23 protein-coding genes are annotated in these 26769 nt (G+C 73.3%); 13 read left to right on the plus strand and 10 right to left on the minus strand.

What is annotated here, in order from left to right; translation table 11 throughout:
* Nucleotides 1-35 precede the first annotated feature (35 nt).
* From CMS_RS05250 to CMS_RS05270, 5 genes are all read left to right on the plus strand, one after another.
* Complete coding sequence (locus CMS_RS05250) at nt 36-1406, plus strand: alpha/beta hydrolase (protein ID WP_041464434.1); 1371 nt, start codon at nt 36-38, stop codon at nt 1404-1406.
* A 598-nt stretch (nt 1407-2004) separates the two neighbouring features.
* Nucleotides 2005-2388, plus strand: a complete 384-nt coding sequence (gene gatC, locus CMS_RS05255) for an Asp-tRNA(Asn)/Glu-tRNA(Gln) amidotransferase subunit GatC (protein WP_012298454.1) — start codon at nt 2005-2007, stop codon at nt 2386-2388.
* Nucleotides 2389-2395: 7 nt separating this feature from the next.
* Nucleotides 2396-3946, plus strand: a complete 1551-nt coding sequence (gatA, locus tag CMS_RS05260) for an Asp-tRNA(Asn)/Glu-tRNA(Gln) amidotransferase subunit GatA (RefSeq protein ID WP_012298455.1) — start codon at nt 2396-2398, stop codon at nt 3944-3946.
* Nucleotides 3946-5448: an Asp-tRNA(Asn)/Glu-tRNA(Gln) amidotransferase subunit GatB gene (gene gatB, locus CMS_RS05265; protein ID WP_012298456.1), complete on the plus strand. Its 1503-nt coding sequence runs from the start codon at nt 3946-3948 to the stop codon at nt 5446-5448. The genes gatA and gatB overlap by 1 nt, the downstream gene beginning before the upstream one ends.
* Nucleotides 5445-7082 (plus strand): ABC-F family ATP-binding cassette domain-containing protein, encoded by a 1638-nt coding sequence (locus tag CMS_RS05270; RefSeq protein ID WP_012298457.1) that lies wholly within the window; start codon nt 5445-5447, stop codon nt 7080-7082. Before gatB ends, CMS_RS05270 begins: the two co-directional genes overlap by 4 nt.
* 18 nt (nt 7083-7100) lie before the next feature.
* On the opposite strand, the gene CMS_RS05275 is transcribed toward CMS_RS05270, so the two are convergent.
* Nucleotides 7101-8750, minus strand: a complete 1650-nt coding sequence (locus CMS_RS05275) for a hypothetical protein (protein ID WP_012298458.1) — start codon at nt 8748-8750, stop codon at nt 7101-7103.
* Between the two features lie 181 nt (nt 8751-8931).
* On the opposite strand from CMS_RS05275, the gene CMS_RS05280 reads away from it, so the two are divergent.
* A complete protein-coding gene (locus tag CMS_RS05280; RefSeq protein ID WP_041464435.1) occupies nt 8932-9603 on the plus strand; it encodes a hypothetical protein in 672 nt (223 codons plus the stop codon).
* A gap of 78 nt (nt 9604-9681) precedes the next feature.
* On the opposite strand, the gene CMS_RS05285 is transcribed toward CMS_RS05280, so the two are convergent.
* The 9 genes from CMS_RS05285 to CMS_RS05325 form a co-directional block, all read right to left on the minus strand.
* Nucleotides 9682-10644, minus strand: coding sequence for an IS481 family transposase (locus tag CMS_RS05285; protein WP_012298460.1), 963 nt, complete (start codon nt 10642-10644; stop codon nt 9682-9684).
* A 96-nt stretch (nt 10645-10740) separates the two neighbouring features.
* Entirely contained in the window at nt 10741-12429 is a 1689-nt protein-coding gene (locus CMS_RS05290) for a long-chain-fatty-acid--CoA ligase (protein ID WP_041464436.1), read from the minus strand.
* Between the two features lie 76 nt (nt 12430-12505).
* Nucleotides 12506-12952 (minus strand): SRPBCC family protein, encoded by a 447-nt coding sequence (locus tag CMS_RS05295; RefSeq protein WP_012298462.1) that lies wholly within the window; start codon nt 12950-12952, stop codon nt 12506-12508.
* 49 nt (nt 12953-13001) lie between these two features.
* On the minus strand, nt 13002-13424 hold the full coding sequence (locus CMS_RS05300) for a hypothetical protein (RefSeq protein WP_198433873.1): 423 nt from the start codon (nt 13422-13424) through the stop codon (nt 13002-13004).
* A complete protein-coding gene (gene eccCa / locus CMS_RS05305; protein WP_012298463.1) occupies nt 13409-17566 on the minus strand; it encodes a type VII secretion protein EccCa in 4158 nt (1385 codons plus the stop codon). Before eccCa ends, CMS_RS05300 begins: the two co-directional genes overlap by 16 nt.
* Nucleotides 17563-18456, minus strand: a complete 894-nt coding sequence (locus tag CMS_RS05310; protein WP_012298464.1) for a hypothetical protein — start codon at nt 18454-18456, stop codon at nt 17563-17565. The genes eccCa and CMS_RS05310 overlap by 4 nt, the downstream gene beginning before the upstream one ends.
* Before the next feature lie 2 nt (nt 18457-18458).
* On the minus strand, nt 18459-19751 hold the full coding sequence (locus CMS_RS05315; RefSeq protein ID WP_133064115.1) for an EsaB/YukD family protein: 1293 nt from the start codon (nt 19749-19751) through the stop codon (nt 18459-18461).
* Between the two features lie 14 nt (nt 19752-19765).
* A complete protein-coding gene (locus CMS_RS17295; protein WP_012298466.1) occupies nt 19766-20023 on the minus strand; it encodes a hypothetical protein in 258 nt (85 codons plus the stop codon).
* Nucleotides 20013-21170 (minus strand): FHA domain-containing protein, encoded by a 1158-nt coding sequence (locus CMS_RS05325; protein WP_012298467.1) that lies wholly within the window; start codon nt 21168-21170, stop codon nt 20013-20015. The genes CMS_RS17295 and CMS_RS05325 overlap by 11 nt, the downstream gene beginning before the upstream one ends.
* 187 nt (nt 21171-21357) lie before the next feature.
* On the opposite strand from CMS_RS05325, the gene CMS_RS05330 reads away from it, so the two are divergent.
* The 7 genes from CMS_RS05330 (at nt 21358) to CMS_RS05360 (ending at nt 26568) form a co-directional block, all read left to right on the plus strand.
* The gene (locus CMS_RS05330; protein WP_012298468.1) at nt 21358-21699 is read left to right on the plus strand and encodes a WXG100 family type VII secretion target; all 342 of its coding nucleotides are present in this window, start codon (nt 21358-21360) and stop codon (nt 21697-21699) included.
* Between the two features lie 18 nt (nt 21700-21717).
* A complete protein-coding gene (locus CMS_RS05335) occupies nt 21718-22032 on the plus strand; it encodes a pore-forming ESAT-6 family protein (protein ID WP_012298469.1) in 315 nt (104 codons plus the stop codon).
* 5 nt (nt 22033-22037) lie between these two features.
* Nucleotides 22038-23060 (plus strand): DUF6177 family protein, encoded by a 1023-nt coding sequence (locus tag CMS_RS05340; RefSeq protein ID WP_012298470.1) that lies wholly within the window; start codon nt 22038-22040, stop codon nt 23058-23060.
* Complete coding sequence (locus CMS_RS17300; protein WP_012298471.1) at nt 23057-23446, plus strand: hypothetical protein; 390 nt, start codon at nt 23057-23059, stop codon at nt 23444-23446. Before CMS_RS05340 ends, CMS_RS17300 begins: the two co-directional genes overlap by 4 nt.
* Before the next feature lie 10 nt (nt 23447-23456).
* Complete coding sequence (locus CMS_RS05350; protein WP_041464439.1) at nt 23457-23795, plus strand: DUF6507 family protein; 339 nt, start codon at nt 23457-23459, stop codon at nt 23793-23795.
* Nucleotides 23796-23878: 83 nt separating this feature from the next.
* Nucleotides 23879-26110 carry a DNA/RNA non-specific endonuclease gene (locus CMS_RS17565; protein WP_223842770.1) on the plus strand — a complete coding sequence of 744 codons (2232 nt, stop codon included), beginning with the start codon at nt 23879-23881 and terminating at the stop codon, nt 26108-26110.
* Between the two features lie 8 nt (nt 26111-26118).
* The gene (locus CMS_RS05360) at nt 26119-26568 is read left to right on the plus strand and encodes a hypothetical protein (RefSeq protein ID WP_094146247.1); all 450 of its coding nucleotides are present in this window, start codon (nt 26119-26121) and stop codon (nt 26566-26568) included.
* Nucleotides 26569-26769 lie beyond the last annotated feature (201 nt).

The raw sequence follows: 26769 nt of genomic DNA on the forward strand, positions 1-26769 counted from the left end.
GCCGTGCCACGCCGGATTCTGGGGGATCTCGAACCGTGACGACTCGCGTGCGCGCGCTGCTCACCGCCTCGGCCGTCGCCTGCGGGCTGGTCGTGGGGTTCCTGGCACCCGCGACCACGGCCCGTGTCGCGCCCCCGCCGCCCGCCGTCCTCGCCGGGCCGGACGCGGCGGATCCGACCACGGGCGCGCACCTGCCGAGCCCGGCGCGCGTGGTCCAGCAGCTCCGCGACCAGGACGTCTCCGACCGGACGCTCCGCGACACGGCTCCCGTCGCGCTGCTGGGCGCGCTGCCCGCGCTCGACGTCCCGGAGCTCCGGCGGCTCGCCCGCGCGATCCCCGCCACGATCCGCGAGCTCGTCCGCCGTCCGCCGTCCGTCTCGAGCGTCGCCGCATGGTGGTCGGGCCTCGCGCAGGAGGAGCGCCGGGACCTCACCGAGGGGATGCCCGAGCTCGTCGGCAACCTGGAGGGGATCCCCCTGGTCGAGCGCGACGCCGCCAACCGCCGCCTCCTCGACCAGCGCGAGCGCGAGCTCCACGCCAGCGCCTCGACCACGTCGGGGCGCGGCGCGCAGCAGGCGCTCGGGGCCGACCTCGCCATGCTCGCCGAGGTGCGGCGGGCGCTGGAGCCTGCGGCGGGAGGCCCCGCGCGGTCGCTGCTGACGCTCGACACGACGTGGCCGGGACGGGCAGGCGTCGTGATGGGCGACCTCGACACGGCGGCGTACGTCTCCATCGTGGTGCCCGGCATGTTCTACTCCGTGTCCGACCGCCTGGTCGACTGGACGGACGTCGCCGCACGGCTCCAGCAGCAGCAGACGACATTGCTCGGCCCGGCCGCGGCCGACGGCGGCGTCGCCACCATCTCCTGGATCGGCTACCGCACGCCCGACCTCCTGGGCGTCGGATCCCTCGACCTCGCCTACGAGGGCGCGCAGTACCTCGAGGACGCCATCCAGGGGATCCAGGGCCTGCGCCGCGACGACCCGCCGTACCTCTCCGTCATCGCGCACTCCTACGGGTCGACCGCGGCGCTCCTCGCGCTCTCCAGCGGTCGGGCCTCCGTCGACGCGCTGGCCATGGTGGGTTCCCCGGGCGGCGCCGTGCGCGACGCCGGGGAGCTGGACGTGCCCGCCGGCCGCGTGTTCGTGGGGGAGGCACCGTGGGATCCGGTGGTCGGCTCGTCGTACTTCGGCTCGGACCCAGGCAGCGCGTCGTTCGGCGCCGAGCACTTCGGGGTCGCCGGCACGGGCGCGGCCGGGGGCGTCTCGGCCGACGGATCGCTCGCGGGCGTCGCCGGGCACAACAGCTACTTCGACCGCGGCACGGAGTCCTTCCGCAACCTCGCGCTCATCGGCATCGGCCGCCCGGTCGCGCACGACCTCGTCGCGGACGCGAGCGGCAGGTAGTCGCGACGACGGCCAGGTGGCCGGGCAGCGCAGCGCGCCGGACGGGCGGCGGGCCGGCGACGGCCGTGGCGAGGCCCGGCCATGTCGAGGCCCGGCCGCGGTCAGCCGCGGCTGCGCTCGGCGTACTCCAGCCGCACGTCGTCCGGGCCCGTGGCGATGCCCGTCGTCCACCTCCAGCGACGACACCCGGGCGAGGTCCTGGAAGTACCGCGCCTCCAGGCCGCCGTCCTCGCACGGGAGCCCTCCGGGGACGACCGCGGAGAGCATGCCGTCGCCCTTCTCGGCCATGCGGCCGGAGTAGTCGTTGCAGGGGCCGCGTCCGCTGACCTCGCCGCCGCCGACGCGCATCGTGATCAGCGTGCCGCCGACGCCGAGGTCGCCCGCGGAGTCGGACCCCTGGACGAGGTGCCAGTTGCCGCGCACGTCGCTCACGGGCGCGCATCCGGCCAGCGGCACGAGGGCCAGGGCGGCGAGGGCGGCGGCCGCGGCCCCGCGGGGGCGCCGGGATCGGCGGCGGGCGGGGATCCGGGCGGCGGTGGGCATGGGGTCACGCTAATAGAATCTCCCGGTACCCCCGCACACAGTCCTTTGGAGACGCATGCCCGACACCCGGCCCGAGCCCGCCGACGCGACCAGCGGGGACGAGACCCCCCAGGCGCCGACCACGGGGTCGCCGACCCCCACGGAGCAGATCAGCCGGGAGCAGGTGGAGCACCTCGCCGGCCTGGCGCGCATCCGCCTGAGCCCCGAGGAGATCGACACGCTCACGACCGAGCTCGGCCTCATCGTCGAGTCGGTCGCGAAGGTGACGGCGGTCGCGGGGCCCGACGTCCCCGCCACGAGCCACCCGATCCCGCTCGTCAACGTCTACCGGCCCGACGTGCCGGGGGAGACCCTCACCACCGCGCAGGCCCTCGCGGGCGCACCCGAGCACGACGGATCCCGCTTCAAGGTGTCGGCGATCCTCGGCGAAGAGCAGTAGGAGCACCATGACCGACGACCTCACGCGCCTCAGCGCCGCCGACCTCGCCGACCGCCTCGCATCCCGCGACGTGTCGAGCGTCGACGCCGTGCGCGCCCACCTCGACCGCATCGACCACGTCGACGGCGACGTCCACGCGTTCCTGCACGTCTCCGGGGAACTCGCGCTCGGGCGCGCCGCCGAGATCGACGCGCAGCGCGCCGACGGCGCTCCGCTCGGCCCGCTCGCGGGCGTGCCCATCGCCATCAAGGACGTGCTCTGCACGATCGACATGCCGTCCACCGCGGGCTCCCGCATGCTCGAGGGCTGGACCCCGCCGTACGACGCCACCGTCGTGCAGCGCCTCCGTGCCGCGGGCCTCGTGCCGCTCGGCAAGACCAACATGGACGAGTTCGCGATGGGATCCTCCACCGAGCACTCCGCGTTCGGCGCCACGCACAACCCGTGGGACCTCAACCGCATCCCCGGCGGCTCGGGCGGCGGATCCGCGGCCGCGGTCGCCGCGTTCGAGGCGCCCGTCGCGCTCGGCTCCGACACGGGCGGATCCATCCGCCAGCCCGCCGCCGTCACCGGCTCGGTCGGCGTCAAGCCCACCTACGGCGGCGTCAGCCGCTACGGCGCCATCGCGCTCGCCTCCAGCCTCGACCAGGTCGGCCCCGTCTCCCGGACGGTGCTCGACTCGGCGCTCGTGCACGACGTCATCGGCGGGCACGACCCGCGCGACTCCACCTCGCTCACCGACCAGTGGCCCTCGTTCGCCGAGGCCGCGCGCGCCGGACAGCGCGAGGGATCCGTGAAGGGCCTCCGCATCGGCGTCGTGAAGCAGCTCGACGGCGAGGGCTTCCAAGCCGGCGTCACGCAGCGCTTCCGCGAGGCGCTCGCGCTCCTCGAGCAGGCGGGCGCCGAGATCGTCGGAGTCTCCGCCCCGAACTTCGAGCACGCCATCGCCGCGTACTACCTGATCCTCCCCGCGGAGGCGTCGAGCAACCTCGCCAAGTTCGACTCGGTGCGCTTCGGCCTCCGCGTGAACCCGCCCGGCGGCGGCACGGTCGAGGACGTCATGGCCGCGACCCGCGAGGCCGGCTTCGGCCCCGAGGTCAAGCGCCGCATCATCCTCGGCACCTACGCGCTGAGCGCCGGCTACTACGACGCGTACTACGGCAGCGCGCAGAAGGTCCGCACGCTCATCCAGCGCGACTTCGACGCCGCGTTCCAGCAGGTCGACGTGCTCGTCACCCCGTCCGCGCCCACGACGGCGTTCAAGCTGGGCGAGAAGCTCGACGACCCGCTGGCCATGTACCTCAACGACCTCACCACGATCCCCGCGAACCTCGCGGGCGTCCCCGGCATCGGCCTCCCTATCGGGCTCGCGCCCGAGGACGGCCTGCCCGTCGGGATCCAGTTCATGGCGCCGGCCCGCGAGGACGCGCGCCTCTACACGGTCGGCGCGGCGCTCGAGGGGATCCTCGAGCGGCAGTGGGGCGGGCCGCTGCTCGCCCAGGCCCCCGAGCTCGCGCGCGCCGCGACGCGCACCACCCTGGACGGAGACACGCACTGATGGCCAAGGCAGAGCTGATGGACTACGACGAGGCCATCGAGATGTTCGAGCCCGTGCTCGGGTTCGAGGTGCACGTGGAGCTCAACACGCGCACGAAGATGTTCTCCGACGCCCCGAACTTCTTCGGCGGCGAGCCCAACACCAACATCACGCCGGTCGACCTGGGTCTCCCGGGATCCCTGCCGGTGGTGAACGAGCAGGCGGTGAAGCACTCGATCAGCCTGGGCCTCGCGCTCGGCTGCGAGATCGCGCCGAGCTCCCGCTTCGCCCGGAAGAACTACTTCTACCCGGACCTCGCGAAGAACTACCAGATCAGCCAGTTCGACGAGCCCATCGCGTTCCGCGGATCCGTCGAGGTGGAGATGCCCGACGGCCGCATCGTGACGGTGCCGATCGAGCGCGCGCACATGGAGGAGGACGCCGGGAAGCTCACGCACGTGGGCGGCGCGACGGGCCGGATCCAGGGTGCCGACCACTCGCTCGTCGACTACAACCGGGCGGGCGTGCCGCTCGTGGAGATCGTCACCGACATCATCTACGGCGCGGAGGGCGAGGCCCCCGAGCTCGCGAAGGCGTACATGTCGACCATCCGCGACATCGTCGTGGCGCTCGGCATCTCCGACGCGAAGATGGAGCGCGGCAACCTCCGCTGCGACGCGAACATCTCCCTCTCGCCGCGCGGATCCGGGAAGCTCGGCACCCGCACGGAGACGAAGAACGTCAACTCGCTCCGCTCGGTCGAGCGCGCCATCCGCTACGAGATCCAGCGCCAGGCGGCCATCCTCGCCGCCGGCGGCACCATCACGCAGGAGACGCGGCACTGGCACGAGGACACCGGCCGCACCTCGGCCGGCCGCCCGAAGAGCGACGCCGACGACTACCGCTACTTCCCGGAGCCCGACCTGCTGCCCGTGCAGCCGAGCGCCGAGCTGATCGAGGAGCTGCGGGTGGCCCTGCCCGAGTCGCCCGCGATCCGCCGCCGCCGGCTGAAGGCCGAGTGGGGCTTCACCGACCTCGAGTTCCAGGACGTCGTGAACTCCGGTCTCCTCACCGAGCTGGTCGACACCGTCGAGGCCGGGGCAGCACCGCAGGCGGCGCGCAAGTGGTGGACGGGCGAGATCGCCCGCATCGCCAACGCGCGCGGCGTGGACGCCGCGACGCTCATCACCGCCGAGCAGGTTGCGTCGGTCATCGAGCTGGTCGAGGCCGGAACGCTGACGAACCGACTCGCGCGCGACGTGATCGAGGGCGTCATCGACGGCGAGGGCACCGCGCAGGAGGTCGTGGACGCCCGCGGGCTCGCCGTGGTCTCCGACGACGGCCCGCTCATCGCGGCCATCGACGAGGCGCTGCAGGCGCAGCCCGACGTGCTCGCGAAGATCCGCGACGGCAAGGTGCAGGCCGCCGGTGCCGTCATCGGCGCCGTGATGAAGGCCATGCGCGGCCAGGCGGACGCGGCCCGTGTCCGCGAGCTCGTGCTGGAGCGTGCGCAGGCGTCGTGACCGCCACCCTCGTCGCCCAGCGCCTCTCGGGCGGCCACGGCCACCGCACGCTGTTCTCCGGGCTCGACCTCACGGTCGCGCCCGGGGACGTCGTGGGCCTCGTCGGCGCGAACGGCGCCGGCAAGAGCACGCTGCTGCGGTTGCTCGCCGGGGTCGACGCGCCGCAGGACGGGCGCGTGATCCTCTCTCCCGCCGACGCGTTCATCGGCTGGCTGCCCCAGGAGCACGAGCGCATCCCCGGGGAGACCGTCGCGGGCTACGTCGCCCGCCGCACGGGCTGCGCCGAGGCGTCCGCGGAGCTGGACCGCACGGCCGTCGCGCTCGGCGAGGGCGCGCCCGGCGCCGACGACGCGTACGGCACCGCCCTCGACCGCTGGATGGCGAGCGGCGCGGCCGACCTCGACGAGCGCCTCCCGGTCACCCTCGCGGAGCTGGGCCTCAACCTCGATCCCGAGCTGCCGACCGCCGGCCTCTCCGGCGGCCAGGCCGCGCGCGTGGCCCTGGCCGCGCTGCTGCTCAGCCGCTTCGACATCGTGCTCCTCGACGAGCCCACCAACGACCTCGACCTCGACGGCCTCGCCCGGCTCGAGTCGTTCGTGCGCGGCCTCCGCGGCGGCGTCGTCCTCGTGTCGCACGATCGCGAGTTCCTCGCCCGCTGCGTCACGACCGTGGTCGAGCTGGATCTCGCGCAGGACAGCGTCCGCGTGTACGAGGGCGGCTACGACGCGTTCCTCGAGGAACGCCAGGTCGCGCGCCGCCACGCGCGCGAGGCGTACGAGCAGTTCGCGGACACGAAGGCGGACCTCGTGTCCCGGGCCCGCACGCAGCGCGAGTGGTCGTCGCAGGGCGTCCGCAACGCGATGCGCAAGTCGCCCGACAACGACAAGATCCGCCGCAAGGCCGCGGCCGAGTCCAGCGAGAAGCAGGGCCAGAAGGTCCGCCAGATGGAGAGCCGCATCGCGCGCCTCGAGGAGGTCGAGGAGCCGCGCAAGGAGTGGGAGCTGGCCTTCACGATCGGGCAGGCGCCGCGGTCGAGCGCCGTGGTCGCGACCCTGCGGGAGGCGACCGTCACGCGCGGCGGCTTCACCCTCGGTCCCGTGTCGCTCCAGGTCGAGGGCGGCGACCGCATCGGGATCACCGGACCGAACGGCGCCGGGAAGTCCACGCTGCTCGGGCTGATCCTCGGCCGCATCGTGCCGGACACGGGCGACGCGTCGCCCGGCCGCAGCGTGCAGGTGGGGGAGATCGACCAGGCGCGCGCGTCGCTCCGCGGCGAGCTGCCCCTCGCCGAGTCTTTCGCGGAGCAGGTCCCGGATCTGTCGCCCGCCGAGGTCCGCACGCTCCTCGCGAAGTTCGGCCTGCGCGCCGACCACGTCACGCGTCCCGTCGACGGCCTCTCGCCCGGCGAGCGGACGCGCGCGGGTCTCGCGCTGCTGCAGGCGCGCGGCGTGAACCTGCTGGTGCTCGACGAGCCGACCAACCACCTCGACCTGCCCGCCATCGAGCAGCTCGAGCAGGCGCTCGACAGCTACGACGGCACGCTCCTGCTCGTCACGCACGACCGGCGGATGCTCGACGCCGTGCGGCTCGACCGGCACTGGCACGTGGACGCGGGCGTCGTCACCGGGTCCTGACGCCCGCGGCCGTCGCCGCTACTGGTAGGTGATGAGGTCGGGCACGGGCGAGACCTCGCGCATGGTCTGCTCGGGGGTCAGCATCGGCTTGTCCTCGTCGATGAAGTTCTTCCAGCCCCAGGCCATCCCCGCGGGCGCGTCGGCGTGCAGGGCGCGCCACGTGGCCTGCTTGTCGGGCTGGCCGCCCTGCCCGTCCGCGTGCACGAGCATCGCGAGCTCCGGGTGGCCCATGTCGAGCGATGCGCGGTCCTGGATCATGCTGAGCCGGAACTGGTGCAGCACGAGCATCTTCTGCGGGAGGCCGCGGTCGCGGACGACGCCGGCGAGCCAGTCGGTGGTGGCGTCGACCTCGGCGGCCGACACGCTGCCGATCTGCTTCAGCGGCACCTGGTCGGGGCCGAGCCGCCACTCGGGATCGAGCGCGAGGCCCACGCCCGGCTGCGCGAGCACGGACTCGTAGCGCTTGGCCTGGGTGAGGAAGTCGGTGCGGCCGGGCTGCAGGTCGATGACGACGTAGACGCCCGCGTCCCTCGCCGCGTCGATCCACGGCTGCAGCGTCTCGACGGGCACCTCGGAGGAGTAGTCGCCGTCGTCGCCCGCCGCGCCCGCGGCGACCGTGGCGATGAGCTCGAACATGGGGATCACGGGCTCGTCGGAGTAGGGCTGGTACTCGGCGGCCTGGGCCTTCGCGCGCGCCACGGCGTCCGTGGGGCCCTGCTCGCCGAGCACCCCGAGCGCGCCCGTGCCCGCGGCGCCGTAGAGGGCGACGTAGCGCTTGCCCGGCAGCACGAGCTGGCCGCCGCCCGGCAGCTGGTCGCCCGTGGCCGCGGTGCGGATCCGGCCCTCGAGCGACGCGTCGTCCGCGTAGGCGGCACCCACCGCGATGGTGCTGGTGGCGGCGGCGTCGTGCAGCGCGGTGACCGCGTCGGCCGACGCGCGCGGATCCGGCGTCGCCTCGGGCACGACGGTGACGCCGACGCCGGCCGCGCGCGCCGTGGCGACGGCGGCGAGGGAGGACGCGGCGTCGGTCGCGAGCGCGTGCGCGCCGGTGAGGGCGGCGGCGGGCGCGGTGGCCGGGAGGGCGTCGTCGGCGGATGCGGTGGGCGGCGTCGCGGGGGAGGCGTCGCCGCCGGGCGCGGCGAGGCCGGCCACGTGGGTGACGGCGGCGGACGGGTCCTGGTCCGCTGCGTCCGCGACGTCGGCCCCGGTGAGGCGGGCGACGTCCGCCGCGTGGTCGGCCCGGACGATCGTGGTCGATCCGGGGAGCGCCGAGGCGGCGTCGTCCCCGAGGTCGCCGACGGCGAGGACCCCCGACGATCCCAGGCGCTGGATCTCGGACTCCGCGCCCGCGCCCTGCACGATGAGCGGGGCGCCGAGCGCGACCGCGGCCTCGGCGCCGAGCTCCTGCGCGGCGAGGTCGCCCGCGGGGGCCAGCACGGCGACGGGCGCCTGGCGAAAGAGGCTCTCGCTCATGGCGACCGACGCGCCCGAGTCGTCGGCCTGGCCCACGACGGTGAGGGGCCCGTCGGGCGCTGCCGTCACCGGCCGGAGGACCTCGGACGCGTCGTGCTGGGCGGTGCAGGCGCCGAGGCCCGCGACGAGAGCAGCGGCGGCGATCAGGGAGACGGGGGTGCGGATGGACCGGGGGAGGCGGATCGGGGACGGCACCCGACAACGCTACGCGAGACCCGGCGGGGGCGTGCGGACCGTGCGGAGCCGCCGCCGCCGTCGGCCGCGCGGGCGATGCGGACCCGCCTCCCACGCGTCTCCCGGTCCCGGCCCGTACGGTGGCAGGAGGCCCGAGCGGTCGGCGACGCGCGCCGACCCGGCCCCGGCGAGAGGCATCACCATGGGATTCCTGGACAGGCTCCTGGGCCGCGACGAGCAGCCCGACGGACGGCCCGGTCGCGCATCGGACGGCGCACCGCGCGAGCGCAGCGCCGACGAGATCGCCGTCGAACGGTACCGGTACCTCCTCCGCACGGCCCCGCCGGAGAAGATCGAGGAGGTGCACCTCGAGGCGTTCCGCAAGCTCACCCCGGAGCAGCGCGAGATCCTCTTCCGCCAGCTCAGCTCGGAGGCCGCGGAAGGCGATGCGCCCGTCGACGACCGTCCCGAGTCGCTCGCCCGCTCGGCCACCCGCTCGGAGATGCGCGCGCCCGGCACGCTCGAGCGCACCCTCGGTCCGCGCGGCGGCCTCGCGGGCGGCGGCGCCGCGATGGGCATGGGCGGCATGATCGCCGGATCCATGCTCGGCACCATCGCGGGAGTCGTCGTCGGCTCGGCCATCGCGCAGGCCCTCATCCCCGACGCGGTCGGCCAGGACCAGGCGGGCGCCGACGGAGCCGACGGGAGCGCTGACGGCGGGACCGACGGCGGCGGCGACGCGGGCGCGACGGATGCGGGCGGCGCCGACGCGGGCGCGGGTGCGGGCGACTTCGGCAGCGGCGACTTCGGCAGCGGCGACTTCGGCGGTGGAGCCGACATGGGCGGCGGCTTCGGGGGCGGCGACTTCTTCTAGCGCTCCGCCCGGCCGATCCGCTCGAGCGCCCGGTCCGGGTGCCGGGATCTCGCGCCCGGGCCCCGCGTCCGGGCGCGCCTAGCTGTAGTTCCCAGTGAGGTTGTGAACGCGTTCGGCGGGCGTGAGTCCGCCGATGCCGGTGTGGGGGCGGTGGTGGTTGTAGTGATGCAGCCAGGCGTCGTAGGTCGCGGCGCGGGCCTCGTCGGTGCGATAGGGATGGGCGTAGGCCCACTCGGTGGCGAGGGTGCGGTTGAAGCGCTCGACCTTCCCGTTGGTCTGGGGCCGGTAGGGGCGGGTGCGTGTGTGGGCGATGGTGCCGAGCGCCTCGGTGAAGGCGTGGGAGCGGTAGCAGGAGCCGTTGTCCGTCAGGACACGGATCACGGTGATGCCCGCGGCGGTGAAGAACGCGTTCGCGCGGGCCCAGAACGCGGCAGCGGTCTCCTTGCGCTCGTCGGTGAGGATCTCGGAGTACGCGAGTCGGGAGTGGTCATCCACGGCGTGATGCAGGAACGCGTATCCCCGCCCGGTCCGGGGGTTGTTCTTCCGGCCGGCCGCTCTGCCGAGGACTCGGTGCCCGCCGCCGTCCGGGATACGGCCGAGCTTCTTGATGTCGACGTGGACCAGATCTCCCGGCGAGGAGTGCTCGTAACGTCGCGCGGGCGAGCGTCGGACGGGGAGTCCCGTCGCGGAATCCAGGTGCGTGAGCAACGGCATCCGGTAGCGACGGAGGACCCGCTCGACCGTGGAACGGGGGATACGCAGGTGGTAGCTGATGCGGTGCGGGCCCCACCGGCGAGTGAATCTCAGCGCGACGATCCGCCGCTCCCGACGCTGACTCGTGCGGGTCGGTTGCCGGTGCGGGCGGGATGACCGGTCCGTCATCGGCAACCCGGCCCGATACCGGCGAGCCCATCTCGACGCGGTCGCGGGCGAGCACTGGAACCTCTCCGCCGCACGCCGGACCGGCCACCCGTCCTCAACGATCAACCGAGCAAGCCGAAGCCTGCCCACGGGAGCGAACGGGGCATTAGCGTGAGTCACGAAGACCTCCGGTGATGACGTGTGCTTGGTAACTCACATCGTCCCGGAGGTCTTCGCTATCCGCCCCAGCGTTCACAACCTCCCGAGGAACTACACCTAGCCCGCGTCGACGATCCCCTCGCGCACCTTCCGGCGCAGCACCTTGCCGAGGAGCGAGGTCGGCAGCTCGTCGAGCACCACGATGAGCCGCGGCACCTTGTAGGCGGCGAGCTCGCCGCGCAGCGTCGTCCGCGCGGCCTGCTCGTCGAGCGTCGCGCCCTCCTCGAGGACCACGGCCGCGACGACCTCCTCGTCGCCGTCGTCGCGCGGGATCCCGACGACCGCCGCGTCCCGCACGCCGGGGATGCCGCGCACCGCGTCCTCGACCTCGCTCGGCGAGACGTTGAAGCCGCCCGTGATGATGAGCTCCTTGATCCGGTCGGCGATGCGCACGAAGCCGTCCTCGTCGATGGTGACCACGTCGCCCGTGCGGAACCAGCCGCCGTCGAGCAGCACGGCGGCCGTCTCGTCGGGTCGGCCGTGGTAGCCGCGGAACACCTGGGGTCCGCGCACGAGCAGCTCGCCGGCCTCGCCCACGGGCCGGTCGACGGTCGGGTCCTCGGGATCCACGACGCGCACCTCGGTGTTGGGCAGCGGCAGGCCGACCGTCCCCGCGCGCCGCGTGTCGCCGACGGGGTTGGCCATCAGCACGGGCGAGCACTCCGAGAGGCCGTAGCCCTCGACGAGCCAGCCGCCGGTCTGCTCCTCCCAGGGCACCACGACCGACTCGGGCAGCGCCATCGCTCCGGAGATGGAGATCGAGATCCCCGCGAGGGACACGCCCTCCGCCTCGGCGGCTTCGCGCAGGCGCTTGTAGATGGGCGGCACGGCGGGCAGGAACGTCGGCGGGTGGCGGCGGATCGCCTGCAGCACGAGGTCGGGCTCGAAGCGGGGGAACAGCACCAGGCGCGAGCCCATGCTCATCGCGAAGGTGAGGCAGAGGGTCAGCCCGTAGGCGTGGAACATCGGCAGCGCCGCGTAGACGACGCTCGTGCCGCGGGGGACCGTCGGCACCCAGGCGCGCGACTGGGCCGCGTTCGCGCTGAGGTTGAGGTGGGTGAGCTCGGCGCCCTTGGGCGCTCCCGTCGTGCCGCTCGTGTACTGGATCACCGCGAGGTCGGTCGCCGCCGGGCGCGGGTGGTCGACGGGCAGGGGTGACGCGGCGGAGATCCGCTCCCAGGTGATCGTGCCCGTCACCTTGGCGGCGATGGCGGCGCGGGCCGCACGGGCCTTCGGGACGGGCAGGCGGAGGCGCAGCCGGGTGCGCAGCGGCATGGCCCGCGTCACGTCGACGGAGACGATGCGCTCGGGCCGCGCGCCGTCGGGCAGGCCCAGGATGGTCGCGACCGACCTGTCCCACGCGATCACCGTGCGCGCGCCGTGGTCCTCGAACTGGTGCTGCAGCTCGCGCGGCGTGTAGAGCGGGTTGTGCTCGACGACCACGGCGCCGAGGCGCAGCACCGCGTAGAACGCGACGACGTGCTGCGGGCAGTTCGGCAGCACGATCGCCACCGGGTCGCCCGCCCGGACGCCCGCGTCGTGCAGGCCCTGGGCCGCGCGTGCGATCTGCTCGCCGAGGTCGCGGTAGCTGGTCTCGGCCCCCAGGAAGTCGAGCGCGGTGCCGCCGGGGAACCGGAGCACGGACTGGTCGACGATGTCGACGAGCGATCCCTGCGGCAGGTCGATCTCGTGCGGGACGTCGGGCGCGTAGCTGGCCAGCCAGGGCCGGTCGGTGGGGGTGGTCACCCCTCCCACCCTAGGCCGCGGGGCGTCGCCGCCGGCCGTCCGAACAGCGACGCGGGCGTCGGGGACCCAGGGGCGATCAGCGTGCGCGCGGGTGCCGACCCTCGGCGAGGTAGGACAGGCGCCGGAGCGTCTCGACGTTCCGCGCGTGCAGGAGCACGTCCATGATCGGCGCGGGTACGAGGCGTCCCGGTCCGCGCACGGCCTCCTCGGTCATGCGCACCTCGCACCCGTCGGGCAGCGTGCGCACCTCGACCGTCACGCGCGCCTCCCCGATGGGCCAGCCCTTCGGCTGCATCACGAGCCGCCGGGTCGGCTCCCACTCGAGCATCGTGGTGGCGTCGTCGATGAGCAGCGGCCAGGAGCCGAAGGAGTGGTGGAGGCGGGATCCGGGGGCCGGCCAGGCCGCGTCGACGTCGCGCATCCGCGACGCGCCGACCACCCACGAGGGGAACAGCCAGCCGTCCCCGAGCACCTCGAAGACGTCGGCGGGGGAGCAGTGCATGCGGCGGCGGGTGACGGACATGGGTCCAGTCTGCCGGAGTGCCTCCCGGTGGACGGACCGCCGCCAGCCGTCAGCCCGCCGGGCGCGCCTGGTGGAACCGGCGCGCCACGTCGTCCAGGTGCTTGGCGAGCCGGGTCTGCGCCTCACGCGTGCGCCGGCGGAGGCGGGCCACCGGGATGCGTCCGCCGACGGCGAGGCCGGGATCGTCGGGGATGTCGTAGACGATCGTGCGCCCGTGGGTCGCGAACAGGCGGCGCGACTCCGCCTGCACGTCGTGGCGGCCGTTGGTGCGGCTCGCGACGATGGTGACGCGTGCCAGCGCCTCGATCCCGTACCGCGTCGTGATGTCCGTGAGCAGCTCCGTGGCGGCCGCGATCCCGGTGGGGGTGGACGCGGTCGTGATGGCCAGCAGCGTGGCGGGCGACTCGAGCAGGTCGAGGCCCTCGCCGCGCGCGTGCGGGCCGAGGTCGTGCAGGATCAGGCGCGGATCCACCGCCCCGGCCTCGTCCCCGAGGGGGAGGCGCCCGCCCAGCGTGCCGCCCGTGTGGTCGGTGAGCGTCGGCGCCCCGGCGGCGCGGCGCTGCAGCGCCGCGAACACCAGGGCCGCGGTCGTGGTGGTGCCGACGCCCCCGGACGTGCCGGCGAAGACGACGCGCACCGCGGCGCGCTCTCGGGGACGGACGAGGGGCGTCCCGGTCTCAGGCATGCGCGGCTCCCGCCTCGTCGCGGACGGGGTCGCCCTGCATGGCCACCTGGATCAGCTGCGGTCGGGCGCCGCGGCGCACGAGGCGCGCGCCCGGGCACCATGCGCTCGGCGTGGATGCCGGGCACGATCTGCCCCTCCGACCGCTCGCCCGACATGACCACCACCGCCGTCGCCCCGTTGTCGCGGAGGGACTGGAGCACGATGTCGAAGAACGCCCGCGAGGTGCCCGCGACCGGCCGCGCGACGGCGACGGTGAGCCGCAGGTCGCGCGCGCTGGCGATGAACGGCAGCAGCGGTCGCAGGGCGTCGGTGCCGGACGCGGCCACGATGTCGTGGTCGTCGATCACCAGCAGGATCCGCGCCGCATCGGTGTCGTGCTCCGCGCGCCGCCGGGCCAGTTCGCCGGCGATCGCCGTGACGAGCTCGGTGGCCTGCGCGGCGTCGCCCGCGTAGCCGCCGAGGTACTCGTCGGGGCACGCGTCGGACAGCGCGCCGCGGATGTCGATGAGCGCGACCACGAGCTCGTCCGAGCTGCTCCGCTGCACGGATCCGTCGATGAGCACCCGCAGCAGGTTGCTCTTGCCCGCGCCCGGGTCGCCGAAGACGAGTAGGTGCGGATCCGGTCCACTGTGGTCGAGGAGCGCGGGCTCCATCGTGTCCTGCGCGAGCCCGACCGGGATCGCCGCGGGCACCTCTATCGCGTCGGGGAGGAGCGCGGCCGGCAGGTTCTCCGGGAGCAGGCGGATCGTCCGCGCGCGCTCGCCCTGCCACCGCTCGGCCGTGTCGCGCGCCAGGCGCTCGAGGGCGTCGCCCACGTCGAGCCCCGGCTCGGTCTCGAGCACGGGCAGCGCGATCTGCGCGAACCGCCGGTCGTCCGTGATCGCGCGCCCCGGCTGCTCGGCCCGCAGGGTCTCCGAGAGCCGGCGCCCGGCGAGGGACTCCAGCGCGTCGTTGAGGCGCAGCTCGATGCGGGTGCCGATGAAGGGCTGCAGGGTGGTGCGGAGGTCGTTCCACCGCGTGAGCGCGAGCACCACGTGGATGCCGTAGGACCCGCCGCGCTGCAGGAGCTCCTGCACGACGGGCTCGAGCTCCTCGTGGTCGCCGCGGAGTGCGCCGGCTTCGTCCACGACCAGCACGACGTCGGCCGCGTCGAACTCGGGGACGCGGCCCTCGGCGTGCACGCGCCGGAGCGTCGCCATGGAGTCGATGGAGTGGCGCGAGAAGACGGCCTCGCGCTCGGTGAGCATGCGGCGCATCTCCTCGGCGACGCGCTGCAGCCGTTCGCGGCTCGTGCGGGTGGCGATGCCGCCCACGTGCGGGAAGCCCTCGACGCGGGAGAGCCCGCCGCCCGAGAAGTCGAGGCCGTAGACGGCGACCTGGGCGGGGGAGTGCGTGAGGGCGAGCCCCGCCACGACCGTCCGGAGGAACGTCGTCCGACCGGACTGCGGTGCGCCGAAGACGGCCGCGTGGCCGCCGCTGCGGGTGAGGTCGAGGATCCACGGCTCCTGCCGCTGACGGTCGGGCTCGTCGAGCACGCCCACCGGCACCGAGAGGGCCCGGTACTGCTCGGCGCGGTCGACCAGCGACGCGAGCGTGAGCCGCTCGGGCAGGGGCGGCAGCCACACCGGGGCGACGGGCTCGCCCCGGGTGCGGATGCGCTCCACGGCGAGGTCGACGAGCACGCGGCCGACGACCGGCCGGGCGAGCGCCTCCTCGGCGCTCTGACTGCTCTCGCGCGTGGCCATCCCGTTGTAGGTGGGCAGGCGGATCATGCCGCGGGGCGCGTCGGAGCCCGTCGCCTGCGGATCCGGGTCGGACTCCGCGATGGCCCCGGAGACGTATCCGGAGCGGAAGCGCCGGAGCGTGGTGTCGAACTTGAGGTAGGAGTAGCCGGGCACCGCGGGCAGGCGGAAGGCGTCGTTGGTGTCGATGATCATGCTGCTCTCCGCCTCGGAGAACGTGCGCAGCGCGATCCGGTAGGAGAGGTACGTGTCGAGGCCGCGGAGCTTGCCGGCCTCGAGGCGCTGGCTCGAGAGGAGCATGTGGATCCCGAGGGTGCGCCCGATGCGCCCGATCTGGATGAGCAGGTCGATGAGGTCCGGCTCGGCCGTCAGGAGCTCGCCGAACTCGTCGATGATGAGCAGCAGGTGCGGCATGCCGGGGAGCTCGGGACGGGTGCTGCGCAGCTCGGCGTAGTGCGTGATGGACGGCACGTTGCCGGCGTCCTTGAGCATCTTCTGCCGGCGGACCACCTCCCCGGAGAGGCTGGCGCGGGCGCGCTGTGTGAGCTGCGGGTCGTCGGCGAGGTTGTCGATGAGGCCGGCCACGTGCGGGAGGCTCGCGAACGGCGCGAAGGCGGCGCCGCCCTTGTAGTCGACGAGGATCATGGCGAGGTCCGCGGGGCTGTGCGACGACGCGAGGGCGAGTACGAACGTCCGCAGGAACTCGCTCTTGCCGGATCCGGTGGCGCCCACGCACAGGCCGTGCGGCCCGATGCCGAGCTGCGACGCCTCCTTGATGTCGAGGAGCAGCGGCTCGCCGAAGTCGTCGAGCCCGACGGGCACGCGCAGGAAGTCCCGAGGGGAGCGCGGCGCCTGCGTGATTGCGGGATCGAGCACGCCCACCTCGCCGATGCCGAGCAGCTCGGAGATGTCGATGGCGCGCGCCGACTCCGCCTCGTCCTTGCGCGACATGCTGAGGCGCAGCGGGGCCAGCGCGCGCGTGAGCACGTCGAGGAGCGCCACCGGCATCCGGTCGGGCGCGACCTCGGAGACGGGGTGCGCGAGACGCGCGTCGGAGACGACAGCCGACCCGCCGTCGACGAGGATGCGCAGCGTCACGTCGGACGGCTCGTGCAGGCGGTCGCTGAGGAGGTGGACGATCGTGATCCGCAGGTCGCGCAGGTCGAGCTCGGCGTCGGGGACGGGGAGGGACCCCGCGATGCTGCCGTAGTCGTCCATGAACACCACGAGCCGCGGGATGTCCGCCGGCCCCTGGTCGAGCCCGCCGCGCCGGGCGGTCGCGGCGAGCTGGGCGCGGTCGGCGAGGTCCTCGCCGATGACCGTGCGGAGCGCCTGCGGGGTGGGGGCGACCCGGCGCGCGGGCACGGGCCCGTCGAACACGTCCTCCACCACGAGGTGCGGGAGCCGGTCGACGCCGCGCCAGTCCGCCGCGGCGCGCTCGGGGAAGGTGAGCGCCATCACCATGTCGTCCGGCGCGTGGAAGACGGCGAGCTGGGCGATGAGCGTGCGCGCGGCGTTCAGCACGTCTTCCCGCGGGCCGATGACGGACACGTGCCCGGCTCCGGCGAGGTCGACCGTGATGGGCATCCCGCGCACGACCTCGTGCTGGGCCACGACCTGCTCCGCCTCCGCGGCCATGATCGGGTCGTACGGCTCGACGGGGTTCGGTTCGGCCGGGAGGGCCAGCTCGAGCCAGCGCCGCGTGCCCGATCCGAGCCGCACGCGGAGGAAGTCGGCGTCGCTCCGGCGGCGTTCCCACAGGCGCGCGGGATCGCGGACGATCTCCGTGAGGGCGACGGGCGCCGGATCCAGCAGGGCAGCCTGCGCGCGCGCCTCGAAGGCGCGGGCTCGGGTGCGGGACCGCACGCGCTCCAGGTAGTCGAGGTAGCGCTCGCGCTGCACGCGGCGCGTGCGGGCGGAGCTGCTGCGCTGGGTGAACGCCATCGCGAGGCCGCCGACGGCGGCCACGACCAGGACGAGCGCCCCGATGACCATGTAGATCTGCTGGCCGCGGAGCAGCGTCATCATCGTGACGCTGACGGTGGCGCCGAGGATGGGGATGAGCGACTGGATGGGGAATCCGCCCTGGGGGCCGTCCAACATGGCGGGCGGCGCCGACAGCGCCTCCGCCTCGGGCTGCTCCAGCGGTCGGGTGACGCGGCTCGGCCGGTGGACGAGGCGGTTCACGCGACGGCCGCCGTGCGCGTGTCGTCCGGGCGGTCCGAGGGTGCGCTGTTGGACGGCAGCGAGGCGACCGCCTCCGTCATCACGGTGCTGGCGAGCCGGAGCACGGCCGTGCGGGAGGCGAGCGAGAGACGCCGGCTCGCGGTGGGGATGGCGGTCGACCAGGCGGCGTCGTAGGGCAGGCCGATGAGGGGGACCCCGACCTCGCGAGCGATCACGTCGCGGGCGTCGTGCCGACCACGGGCGCCCACGTCGACGCTCACGACGACGATGCGCGGCGGATCCGGCTCGGCGCGGAGCGCGGGGACCATGGCCACCACGTCCTCCAGCGCGTGGCGCTCGGCCCGGCACACCAGGCAGAGCACGTGGCTCGCGACGGCGGTGAGTGCCAGGTCCGCGGCGGCCGGCCGCACGCCCCAGTCGGTGACGACGAGATCGAAGAAGCGGGAGATCGGGTTCACCTCGTCGAACCAGGTGCGGGCGTCCGCGGCCGTGGTGGGCCGGTCCCGGCGCTGGAGGTCGAGGGCGGCGAGGCGCGGGAGCGGGAAGACCAGGTCGGACGCGGCCTCCCGCAACGTGGTGGGCAGGGCGTCGCGACGCTCGCGCGGGTCGGCGGTCTCGGACGGGAGGCGGCGGAGGATGTGCGTGGATCCGCCGGAGGCGTTGACCGCGAGCGAGACGCCGGTGCGGCGCGCGGCCAGCGCGGCCGCGACCGCTGCGGACGCAGCCGAGGTGCCGCTCCCGCCGGCGAGCTGGACGAAGCCGACGCGTCGGGACACGGGCAACGGCACGCGCACGACCGCGTCGGCCTCGGTCGCCTCGCGGAACGCCGAGGCGGGGCTCGCGAGGAGCATGTGCGCGGCCGTGGACATCGAGCTGGTCAGGCGTCCCATCGTCAGAACGTCCCGAGCAGGGAGGGGTACACGCCGAAGACGCCGATCACGCAGGGCACGAGGGCGACGACCGCGAGCGTCTCCAGGCGGTTGCCCATGCGGCGGAGTCGCGCGCGCGTCTGCAGCGACGGGCGCGCGACGCCGATCACGGCGCAGGCGAGGACGATGACCCCGAGGCCGGCGGCGACTGCGTCGCGCTCCGCGGCGTGCGCGAGCGCGGCGACCACGATCACGGCCGCGACGGCTCCCCACAGCGGGAGCGACTGCCAGGCCAGGGGGAACGCCCGCGTGCGCAGGGCGAGGACCAGGGTGAGGCAGACGCCGAGTGCGAGCGGCCAGGGATCCTCGGTGGCGACGAGCGCGCTCGCGGCGATGGCCGCGGGGACCGCTGCGGCGAGGGCCGCCCAGCTGAGCGACCGGTAGGACTCGTCGACCGTGCCACGGAGCGTGTCCCGGTCGGAGAGCGTGCCGGCTATGACCAGGTCGTCGAGCCCCGTGAGACCCGACGCCGTCATGGAGTACCACGGCAGCAGGCCGATGAGGACGACGGCGGCGGTGCCCACGATCGCGGACTCCTGCGTCACCGTCCAGCCGAGCAGGTCGACACCGAGGGCCACGGCGCTGGCCGCGACCCCCACGACGCTCCCGCGGAGGAGGGTGCGCCGCCGCAGCCCGACGCCGATCCCGATGCCGACCACGAGCCAGACCGCGCCGGCGACCCCGAAGGCGAGGACGGGGAGCGAGCCGCCCTGCGGCATCCACGTGCCCACGGCGGCGACGGTCGCGGGCACCGCGAGTCCGGCCGACGCGGCCGTGACCACGAGGGCGGGGCGGTCCTCGCGGACGAGCCCGAGCACCGCCGCCGCGAGCGCGAGCAGGACGGCGACGCCGCCGAGCACGGGGAGCCGGGTGGGCGAGACGAGGAGCGCGCCGGCCACCCCGGAGAGCAGCGCGATGCCGATGCAGGTCGCGGAGACGCGGTGCACGTCGCCCCACAGCGCGCCCTGGTCGTCACGCGCCTCGGCGACCACGTCGGTGACGTCGGCGACCTCGGGCGGGGCGGGCGCGTCGTCGACGCGCACGAGCCGGAGCACGTCGCCCGCGAGGACGCCCTGGTCGTCGAGGGACTCCTCGGCGCCGAGCTGGTCGCCCGACGCGCGGATGAGCGTCATCGGGCGCGCCGCCGACTCCGTGCGCTCGCCCAGCAGCTCCACCAGCTGCGCGATGAGGGAGGCGACGGCCTCATCGCTCGGCGCCACGAGGTCGGCGCGGCGGTGCGAGCCGAGGACGGTCACCCGCGTGAAGGTGCTCACGGGCTGGGCACCGGGGTCGCGACGACGCCGGCGGTCGCGCCGGGTGCGGCGCCGCCCAGGAGGTGGCCGACGAAGGAGGCGCCCACGCAGCCCGCGCAGATGACCGCGGCGACCACGACGCTGGCGATGAACCGCTTGGAGTTGTCGTCGACGATGCGGCGCTCGGTGAGCTCGCCGAAGATGAACGCCGACCGGAGCCGGGAGCGGTGGGTGCGGATCGTCTCCAGGAGGATGACGTCGGGATCAGTCGGCACGGGGCGACGTCCTCTCGGTGGGGGTCGGTGCGGCGGCCGGAGCGGCCATGCGATCGGTGGCGCTCGATCCGGCGTCCGGGTGGGGAGCGGTCGCCGATCCGGATGCGGCGGAGGCACCCGCGTCCGGCCCGCCGATGTCCCGGGCCGCAGCAGCCGGTGCGTCGGCGGATGCGGCGGAGGTCGTGTCCGATGCGTCCGGCTCGATCGTGATGCGGCGACGCCCGAGCTCGACGATCCAGCCGACGCTCGCCGCGGTGGGCACGCCGGCGACGAGCGGACGACGCTCCCCGGCGGCGGTGATGATCGCGGTGCCCGACAGGCTGCCGAGGTCGGTGATCCACATGGTCGATCCCGACCAGGCGAAGAGGGCGTGGGACTTCGCGACAGTGCGCGAGAGGTCGGCCCACGGGTGGACGCGGTAGGTCACCCCGTCGACCTGCGCCTCGGGCTTCCGGCCGATCATCAGGGGCTCGGAGACGGAGACACGCTCCGAGGAGTCGAGGACGAGCGCCGCGGCCGTGGCCACGGGAGCCTCGGCGAGCGGTGCCGCGGAGCGGCGGTGCGCGCGTCGGACCGCCTCGTCCACGCTGGGGGCGGCGTCGTCGGCATCGGAGGCGTCCTCGCCGAGCGCGTCCGCGGGCGGCCGGGCCACGCCGAGCGGATCCCGGCCCGCGCGGAGGTCCGCGGTCATGGTGGTGCGCAGACGCAGCACGCGGGGGATCCGACCCAGGCGGTCCATCGCGGTGAGCGGCGCCCCCGAGAGGTCGTCCACGGTCCGGAGGCGGAGCGCGCGGCGGCCGAGCGTCTGCCCGCTGCGGACCGACGAGACCGCGTTGGCGGCGATCAGCAGGAGTGCGGCGAGCACCAGGGCCGCCACGACGAGCACGGCCCAACGGCCGTCGAACGCGCCGACCGCGGCCGCGGCGAGGAGGGCCAAGGGCGGGAGGGCGTCCACCGCGCGGGCGGCGTACCTGCGTCCGGCCGTGGCGGGGACGACGCCGATGAGCATGCCCTGGTAGGGACCGGTGGCGGTTCCCGGCGCGGCGTCAAGGCGCGGCGACGTGCAGCGGGCGCAGGCGGAGACGGTTGCCGCGACGCGCGCGCCGCAGCGGCCGCAGGTCACCGCGCCGAGGAGAGCATGCGCCATCGATGCCTCCTCAGGGGGTCCGGCCCGACGCCTGAGCCAGCGTGATCCTAGCGTCCTGGATCCGTATCTCTGTCTGCTGTTCCCGCGCCCCCGAATCGGGGGTACCATCCGGTGCGATCGGTCGGGCGTCGTCCGGTCGCATCAGCGAGCAGCCGCGACCTCCGTCGGGGTTGAAGAGGAGCAAGACATGGGCATGAAATTCGCGATGGGGGCGAGCACCCTCACGCAGCTGGGACAGCGGACGAGCTCCTCCCACGAGGACCTGGGGGCGCTGGTGCGTCGCCTGGAGCAGTCGGCCGCACCCCTCGAGGGGCGGTTCAACGGGGCGGGGCGACAGGCCTTCGACCAGTTCAAGGCCAACACCGATTCCATCGCGGCGGAGCTGAACGCCGCGCTCGCTGCGGTCCTCGAGGGCATCCAGGGGCAGGACATGGCCTTCCAGCAGGGCGACTCCGACATGTCGGACCAGACGCGCGCCGCGCAGAGCGGCGCCGGGTTCGATTCCGCGCGCTTCTCCGGCCGGGCATAGGACGAGGGGATCCGGATTATGAGCGGGAACAGCACAGACCGCCGCGACTACGACATCGCGGCATCGCAATCGGCCCAGGACGAGTTCCAGGCCGTCGCGAGCCACCTGGAGTCGCTGCTCGACCAGCGCGACTCCGACGTCAAGGCCGCCATGGCCGACTACCAGGCCGACGGCGTCTCCACGGAGTACGCGGCCAAGGAGGCCCGCTGGAACGCGGTCGCCCAGCAGGTGCGCGACATCATCCACGCGCTGCGCCAGGCGATGGCACGCAACGACGAGACCGCACAGACGGCCATGTCACGGGGGAAGGCCGCAGTCGACTCCATCGGCTAGGGGTCGTGCGGGACACCGAGATGGACGAGACGCGCTCCACTGTCGCTGACCCGATGCTCCACCCGCTCATCGACGAGCAGGGCGACGGCTACGTGGTCTGCCGCACGGCGGCGCGCGTCCTCCATCTCAGCGCGCTGCGGGCGGGCCTCCTCGCCGACGCCGGTGCCGCGGGCTCTCGGGTTCTGGTCATCACGCCCGAGGACACGCGTCTCACCTTCGCGTCGCTCGGGGCCCTGAGGTCGTTCGGCGGACGGTGGGCGGTGCCGTCGGGCGGCGGACTCCGGCTCGCCGGCACCACCGCCGTCGTCGCCCACGCGCAGGAGGCGTTCGTATCGCGGATCCCCGGCGGATGGCAGACGCCTCCCGCCCCGGGGTCCGTGCCGTGGACGCAGGTCACCATCACCGCGCGACACATGCTGACCGGGGAGTTCGAGATGGGGAGCATCGCCGAGCTGATCGCGGCCGAGGCGGAGTCGCGCGTGGATGCGTGGGGCGTGGTCGAGCCCGCCGTCAGCGCGTTCAGCCCGGCCGGGGTCACCGCGTGGTCGCGTTCGCGGCTTCCGCAGACGGTCCGGCTCCTGCTGCACGGCGATGGCCTCAGCGGGAGCATCCGCGTGTGGTCCGAGCCGGCCGCCGTCTTCGAGGAGACGAAGCTGGTGGTGCGCGGCGAGCTGTCCGCGACGCGATCCGCCGAGCTCCTGCGGCTCCTGCAGCGCGCGGCGCAGATCCACTTCGCCTTCGTCTGCACCATGCACGGAGCGCCGGACATGACCTTCACGGCGGATGTCCCCGCACCCGTCGAGCCGCGGGCCGCGTTGGTCGGGCCTCGCGCCGTGCGCGACAAAGACTTCCCCACGGCCGCTCTGGAGTGGGCGGCCCTCGTGGAGCGCATCGGGCATCCGCGCACCCCGTCGCTCCTGATGTCGTTCGGCGGGGGAGAGGCGGCGGCCTGGGCGGATCTCGCGACCACCGCGCGGCACCTGGGTCCGGAGACGATCGCCGCGGCGTTCTCGGGGAGGCCGTCGTGAACCGCGAATGGGCCATCGTCTCGCCGCGCCCGGTGTCGATGGCCGAGTGCATCGTGGGGGCCGCGTCGGTGGATCCGGAGCTGGGTGTCACCGATCTCTGGGACGGGGGCGCCGCGTTCGTGACCCGCATCGGTGTCCCGACGCACCTCACGGTCACCAGGTCACGCGAGCTCCAGCACACCGGCGATGCGGAACGCATCCTCGGCGGCAGCGTGCCGGTGCCAGGAGACGAGCACGAGCTGTATTGGACGGACCTCCACGCCTGCGGGTGGGGCGCGGAGGAGGACGCTGCGCTGGTCGAGGCCATCGCGGCCGCGGCGGACGGGTCCGCGCACGCATTGGCCGGAGAGGCGGGGGAGGGATCCCATGACGAGCTACAGCATTGATCCGCAGGGGGTGAGGGACGTGCTCACGGCCGTCCAGAAGGCGTCCGACGACCTGACGACCGCGGTGGGCGGCGTGTCCGGTGCGCACGACGACGTGACATCCGGGGCGGCGACCTGCACCGCGGTGCCGGCTTCCCTGGCGGCGTTCCTCGACGCCCAATCAGCAGCGGTCACGGATGTCACGAATCGGATCTCGGCGTGCCTCTTCGGTGCGGCGACGGCGACGACCGACTACGTGCAGGCCGATGAGACCATGGCGTCCGACGTGACGCAGGCGCAGACGGCGGCGGTGGATGCCGCGTCGAACGGTGACTTCAGCTGGTTCACCTCTCGGGCGGGTGGTCGGTGATGTACGCGCCTGCGTCGACCGCGGGTGGCGGCATGTGCCGTGCGGACGGATTGATCGATCCGGGCAGCATCCCCGGGGTGGGCATGTCCCCGGATCTCATCCGGAGCGCTGCGTCGACGTTGGCGACGGCGTCGACGGGGGTCTCGCAGCACGGTGCGTCGGCGGTGGCATCGTGGCAGACCATGTCGACGGTGTACCAGGCGCCGGAGTCGGAGGCGTTGCTGGCGGTGATGGCGCCGGTCGGACAGGAGACCACGGCCCTCGCCGACGGGTTCACCAAGGTGGCGAAGGCCCTGAAGGACTTCGCGGACACCGTGGAGCCGATCGTGGTGACGCTGAAGGATCTCCAGACCCAGGCGGTCGCGTTCGTGGCGTTGGCGGAGCAGGGATACGACCTGCCGGCGGTGGGGGATCAGCCGACGACGCAGTTGACGGATTACGGCTCGGTGCAGACCTCGCCCGGGGGGATGTACTCGTCTCCTGCGCATCACGTGGAGTGGACGGATTACCCGCCGTACAACCAGCGCAACGACGAGTTGATCAAGGCGGTGGCGGTTCAGGCGACGGCGTTGGACGAGGCGCAGGCGGATTGCGTGAACGCGATCGCCGCGGCGGATCCCACGCGGGCGTCGTGTGCGGTGCCGGTGCAGGGGACGGATTTCACGGCGGCGGCCGTGGCGGGGACGGCGTTGCCGTTCGGGCAGATGGCGTCGGGTCGTCAGACGTGCGTGGGCTCGTTCCTGGGTGGTGCGGGGGATGCGGTCACGAGCATGGCCGAGGGGTTGGGGAGCCTGATCTCGTACAACCCGGAGACGAGCGCGTGGGGTGATTGGGGTCATGCGGGGGCGTCGGCTCTGGGTGTGGTGGAGGGGTTGGGTGCATTGATCGCGCCGACGCCGATCTTCCAGATGCTGGCCGATGATTCCAGCGGTGTGACGCCGGGGTGGATGCGGGACTTCTCGAGGTCGACGGTGGACAAGCAGCGCCAGATGGTGGAGGGGTTCGTCGGCAGCGGGGAGCAGTGGGAGTCGGATCCGGCGCGGGCGGCGGGGTCGTTGTTCGTGAATGTGGGGTCGTTGTTGATCCCGGTGGGGGGTGAGGTCGCGGCGGGGGCGAAGGTGGTGTCGGTCGGGGCGCGGGTCGCGTCGGTCGGTGGTCGTGTTGCGGAGGCGGCCGATGCGGCGTCTGTCGCGGGCCGTGTGGCGGGTGCGGGTGCGCGGGCCACGGTCGCTGCGGGTACGGGGCTGGTGCGGGTCGGGGATCTGTTGACGCAGGCCATGGCCAAGGCGGATGCGGTGGGGCATGCGGCGACGGCGCCCGTGATGAATGCGTTGCGGGACGCGGTCGGGCGGGTGCCGTTGGTGCGGGTGGTGGTGGAGCATGCGGTGACGCCGGAGGGGTTCCGGGTGCCGGCGGGTCTGCGGGTGGAGGTGGAGGGTCGTGTGCGTTCGCAGATCGCGGATGCGGCGGGGCACGGTGTTCTGGAACGTGGGACGGTGGAGGCGCCCGCGGGTTCGGGGCATGCGCCGGGGGTGGGGCGTGCTGCGGGTGCGGATGCGGTGCGTGGGGTCGAGCAGCACGGGGCGGACGCTCGCGGGGGAGCCGAAGAGCGCGCGACGTCCGAGTCGACACCCGAGGAGGTGAGGCATCATGCCGGGGACGCCCATGCGTCACACAGTGACCAGATCGGACGTCACGATCGTGGTGGAGTAACCGGCGACCCAAGTCGCGGATCGGACGGGATCCACTCACGCGAAGCGACTTCCGTTGCCCATCCGCTACCCAGCGAGCCCCTCGACTACTTTGAAGACGACTATTGGCGGTCGTTGAGTCCGCAGGAGATCCACGATCTGCCTGTTGTCCGTGACGGTAGTCATCTGCGGCCGGATAGGAGTCTCGAACCCAGCACCTGGTACCAGGCAGGTGAGCACGAGTACCTTTACAGGACGAACGAGCACGGACACATCGACCGTGTCATCATCCAGGATCTGCAGCTCAAGACCCATGAAGGACGTCTTCCGCATCAAAGAAATCCTGTGGGCAAGCTCCAGGGGGATCATGCGGGACATCTCGCCGCGGACGCTGCCGGGGGCTCTCCGAAGCTGGACAACATCGTCGCGATGTCCCAAAAGAACAACCTGGTAGAATACGCCCGCCTCGAGAGGAAGCTACTCGGTCGCAAGGCTGCTCATCCTGATGAACGAATTTTCCTCGACATCCGGCTGGATCCTGACCCGCTCACAGGCAGGTCGCCCCGCTTCGAGGTCGAATACAAGATCAACGGCAGAATCTACCGGAGCAATTTCAAGCAGTAGGGAACTCAATGCCAAAGAGACAAGAAGAGATTCTGCAGGACTTTGCGACGGGCTGCGTGTCAATCGCGATGGAGTTCAGCGAGGGCGCGCCAGATCTATCAAAGATCTACGTCTACGTCGGGTCCGAGCGCGGGCACTCGTACGCGAATGCGTTCTTCGAGCAAGCCGGGGAGATCGTCTACGCCAACGATCTACGCGGAGTCGACTCTGGGGACGACCGCGTCTCTGCAGTTCAAAGGTATCTACTCAAATACTTGGCGGAGGCTGAGGCGCAGTTCGAGGAGGCCGGTGCCCCATCTCCTACCCAATACCGCTTGACATATGATTTGCTCACTCGTCAACTGGACATGCAGTTGTCCCACGAGCTCGTGTATTCGAACCACCCGACCAAGGTATTAGAAGAAGGTGCAGAGGATTGGCTCGACGGGCGTCTTGAGAAGATGTTCGGAGGCTTTTGATCGAACACGCGACCACCGTGCATGGTCAACCGGCCGAACGGGCGAGCGCGAGTACCTGTATCGGACGAATGAGCATTGGTACATCGACCGAGTGATCGCGGAGAACCTGCAGCTCAAGACGCACATCGGGCGGCTGCGGCGCAAACGACGTGCCTGAGGTAAGCTCTTCGGCGACCACGCGGGGCATGTGATTGCGGACTG

The organism is Clavibacter sepedonicus (genome assembly GCF_000069225.1).
In the GTDB taxonomy this organism is placed as follows: Bacteria; Actinomycetota; Actinomycetes; order Actinomycetales; family Microbacteriaceae; genus Clavibacter; species Clavibacter sepedonicus.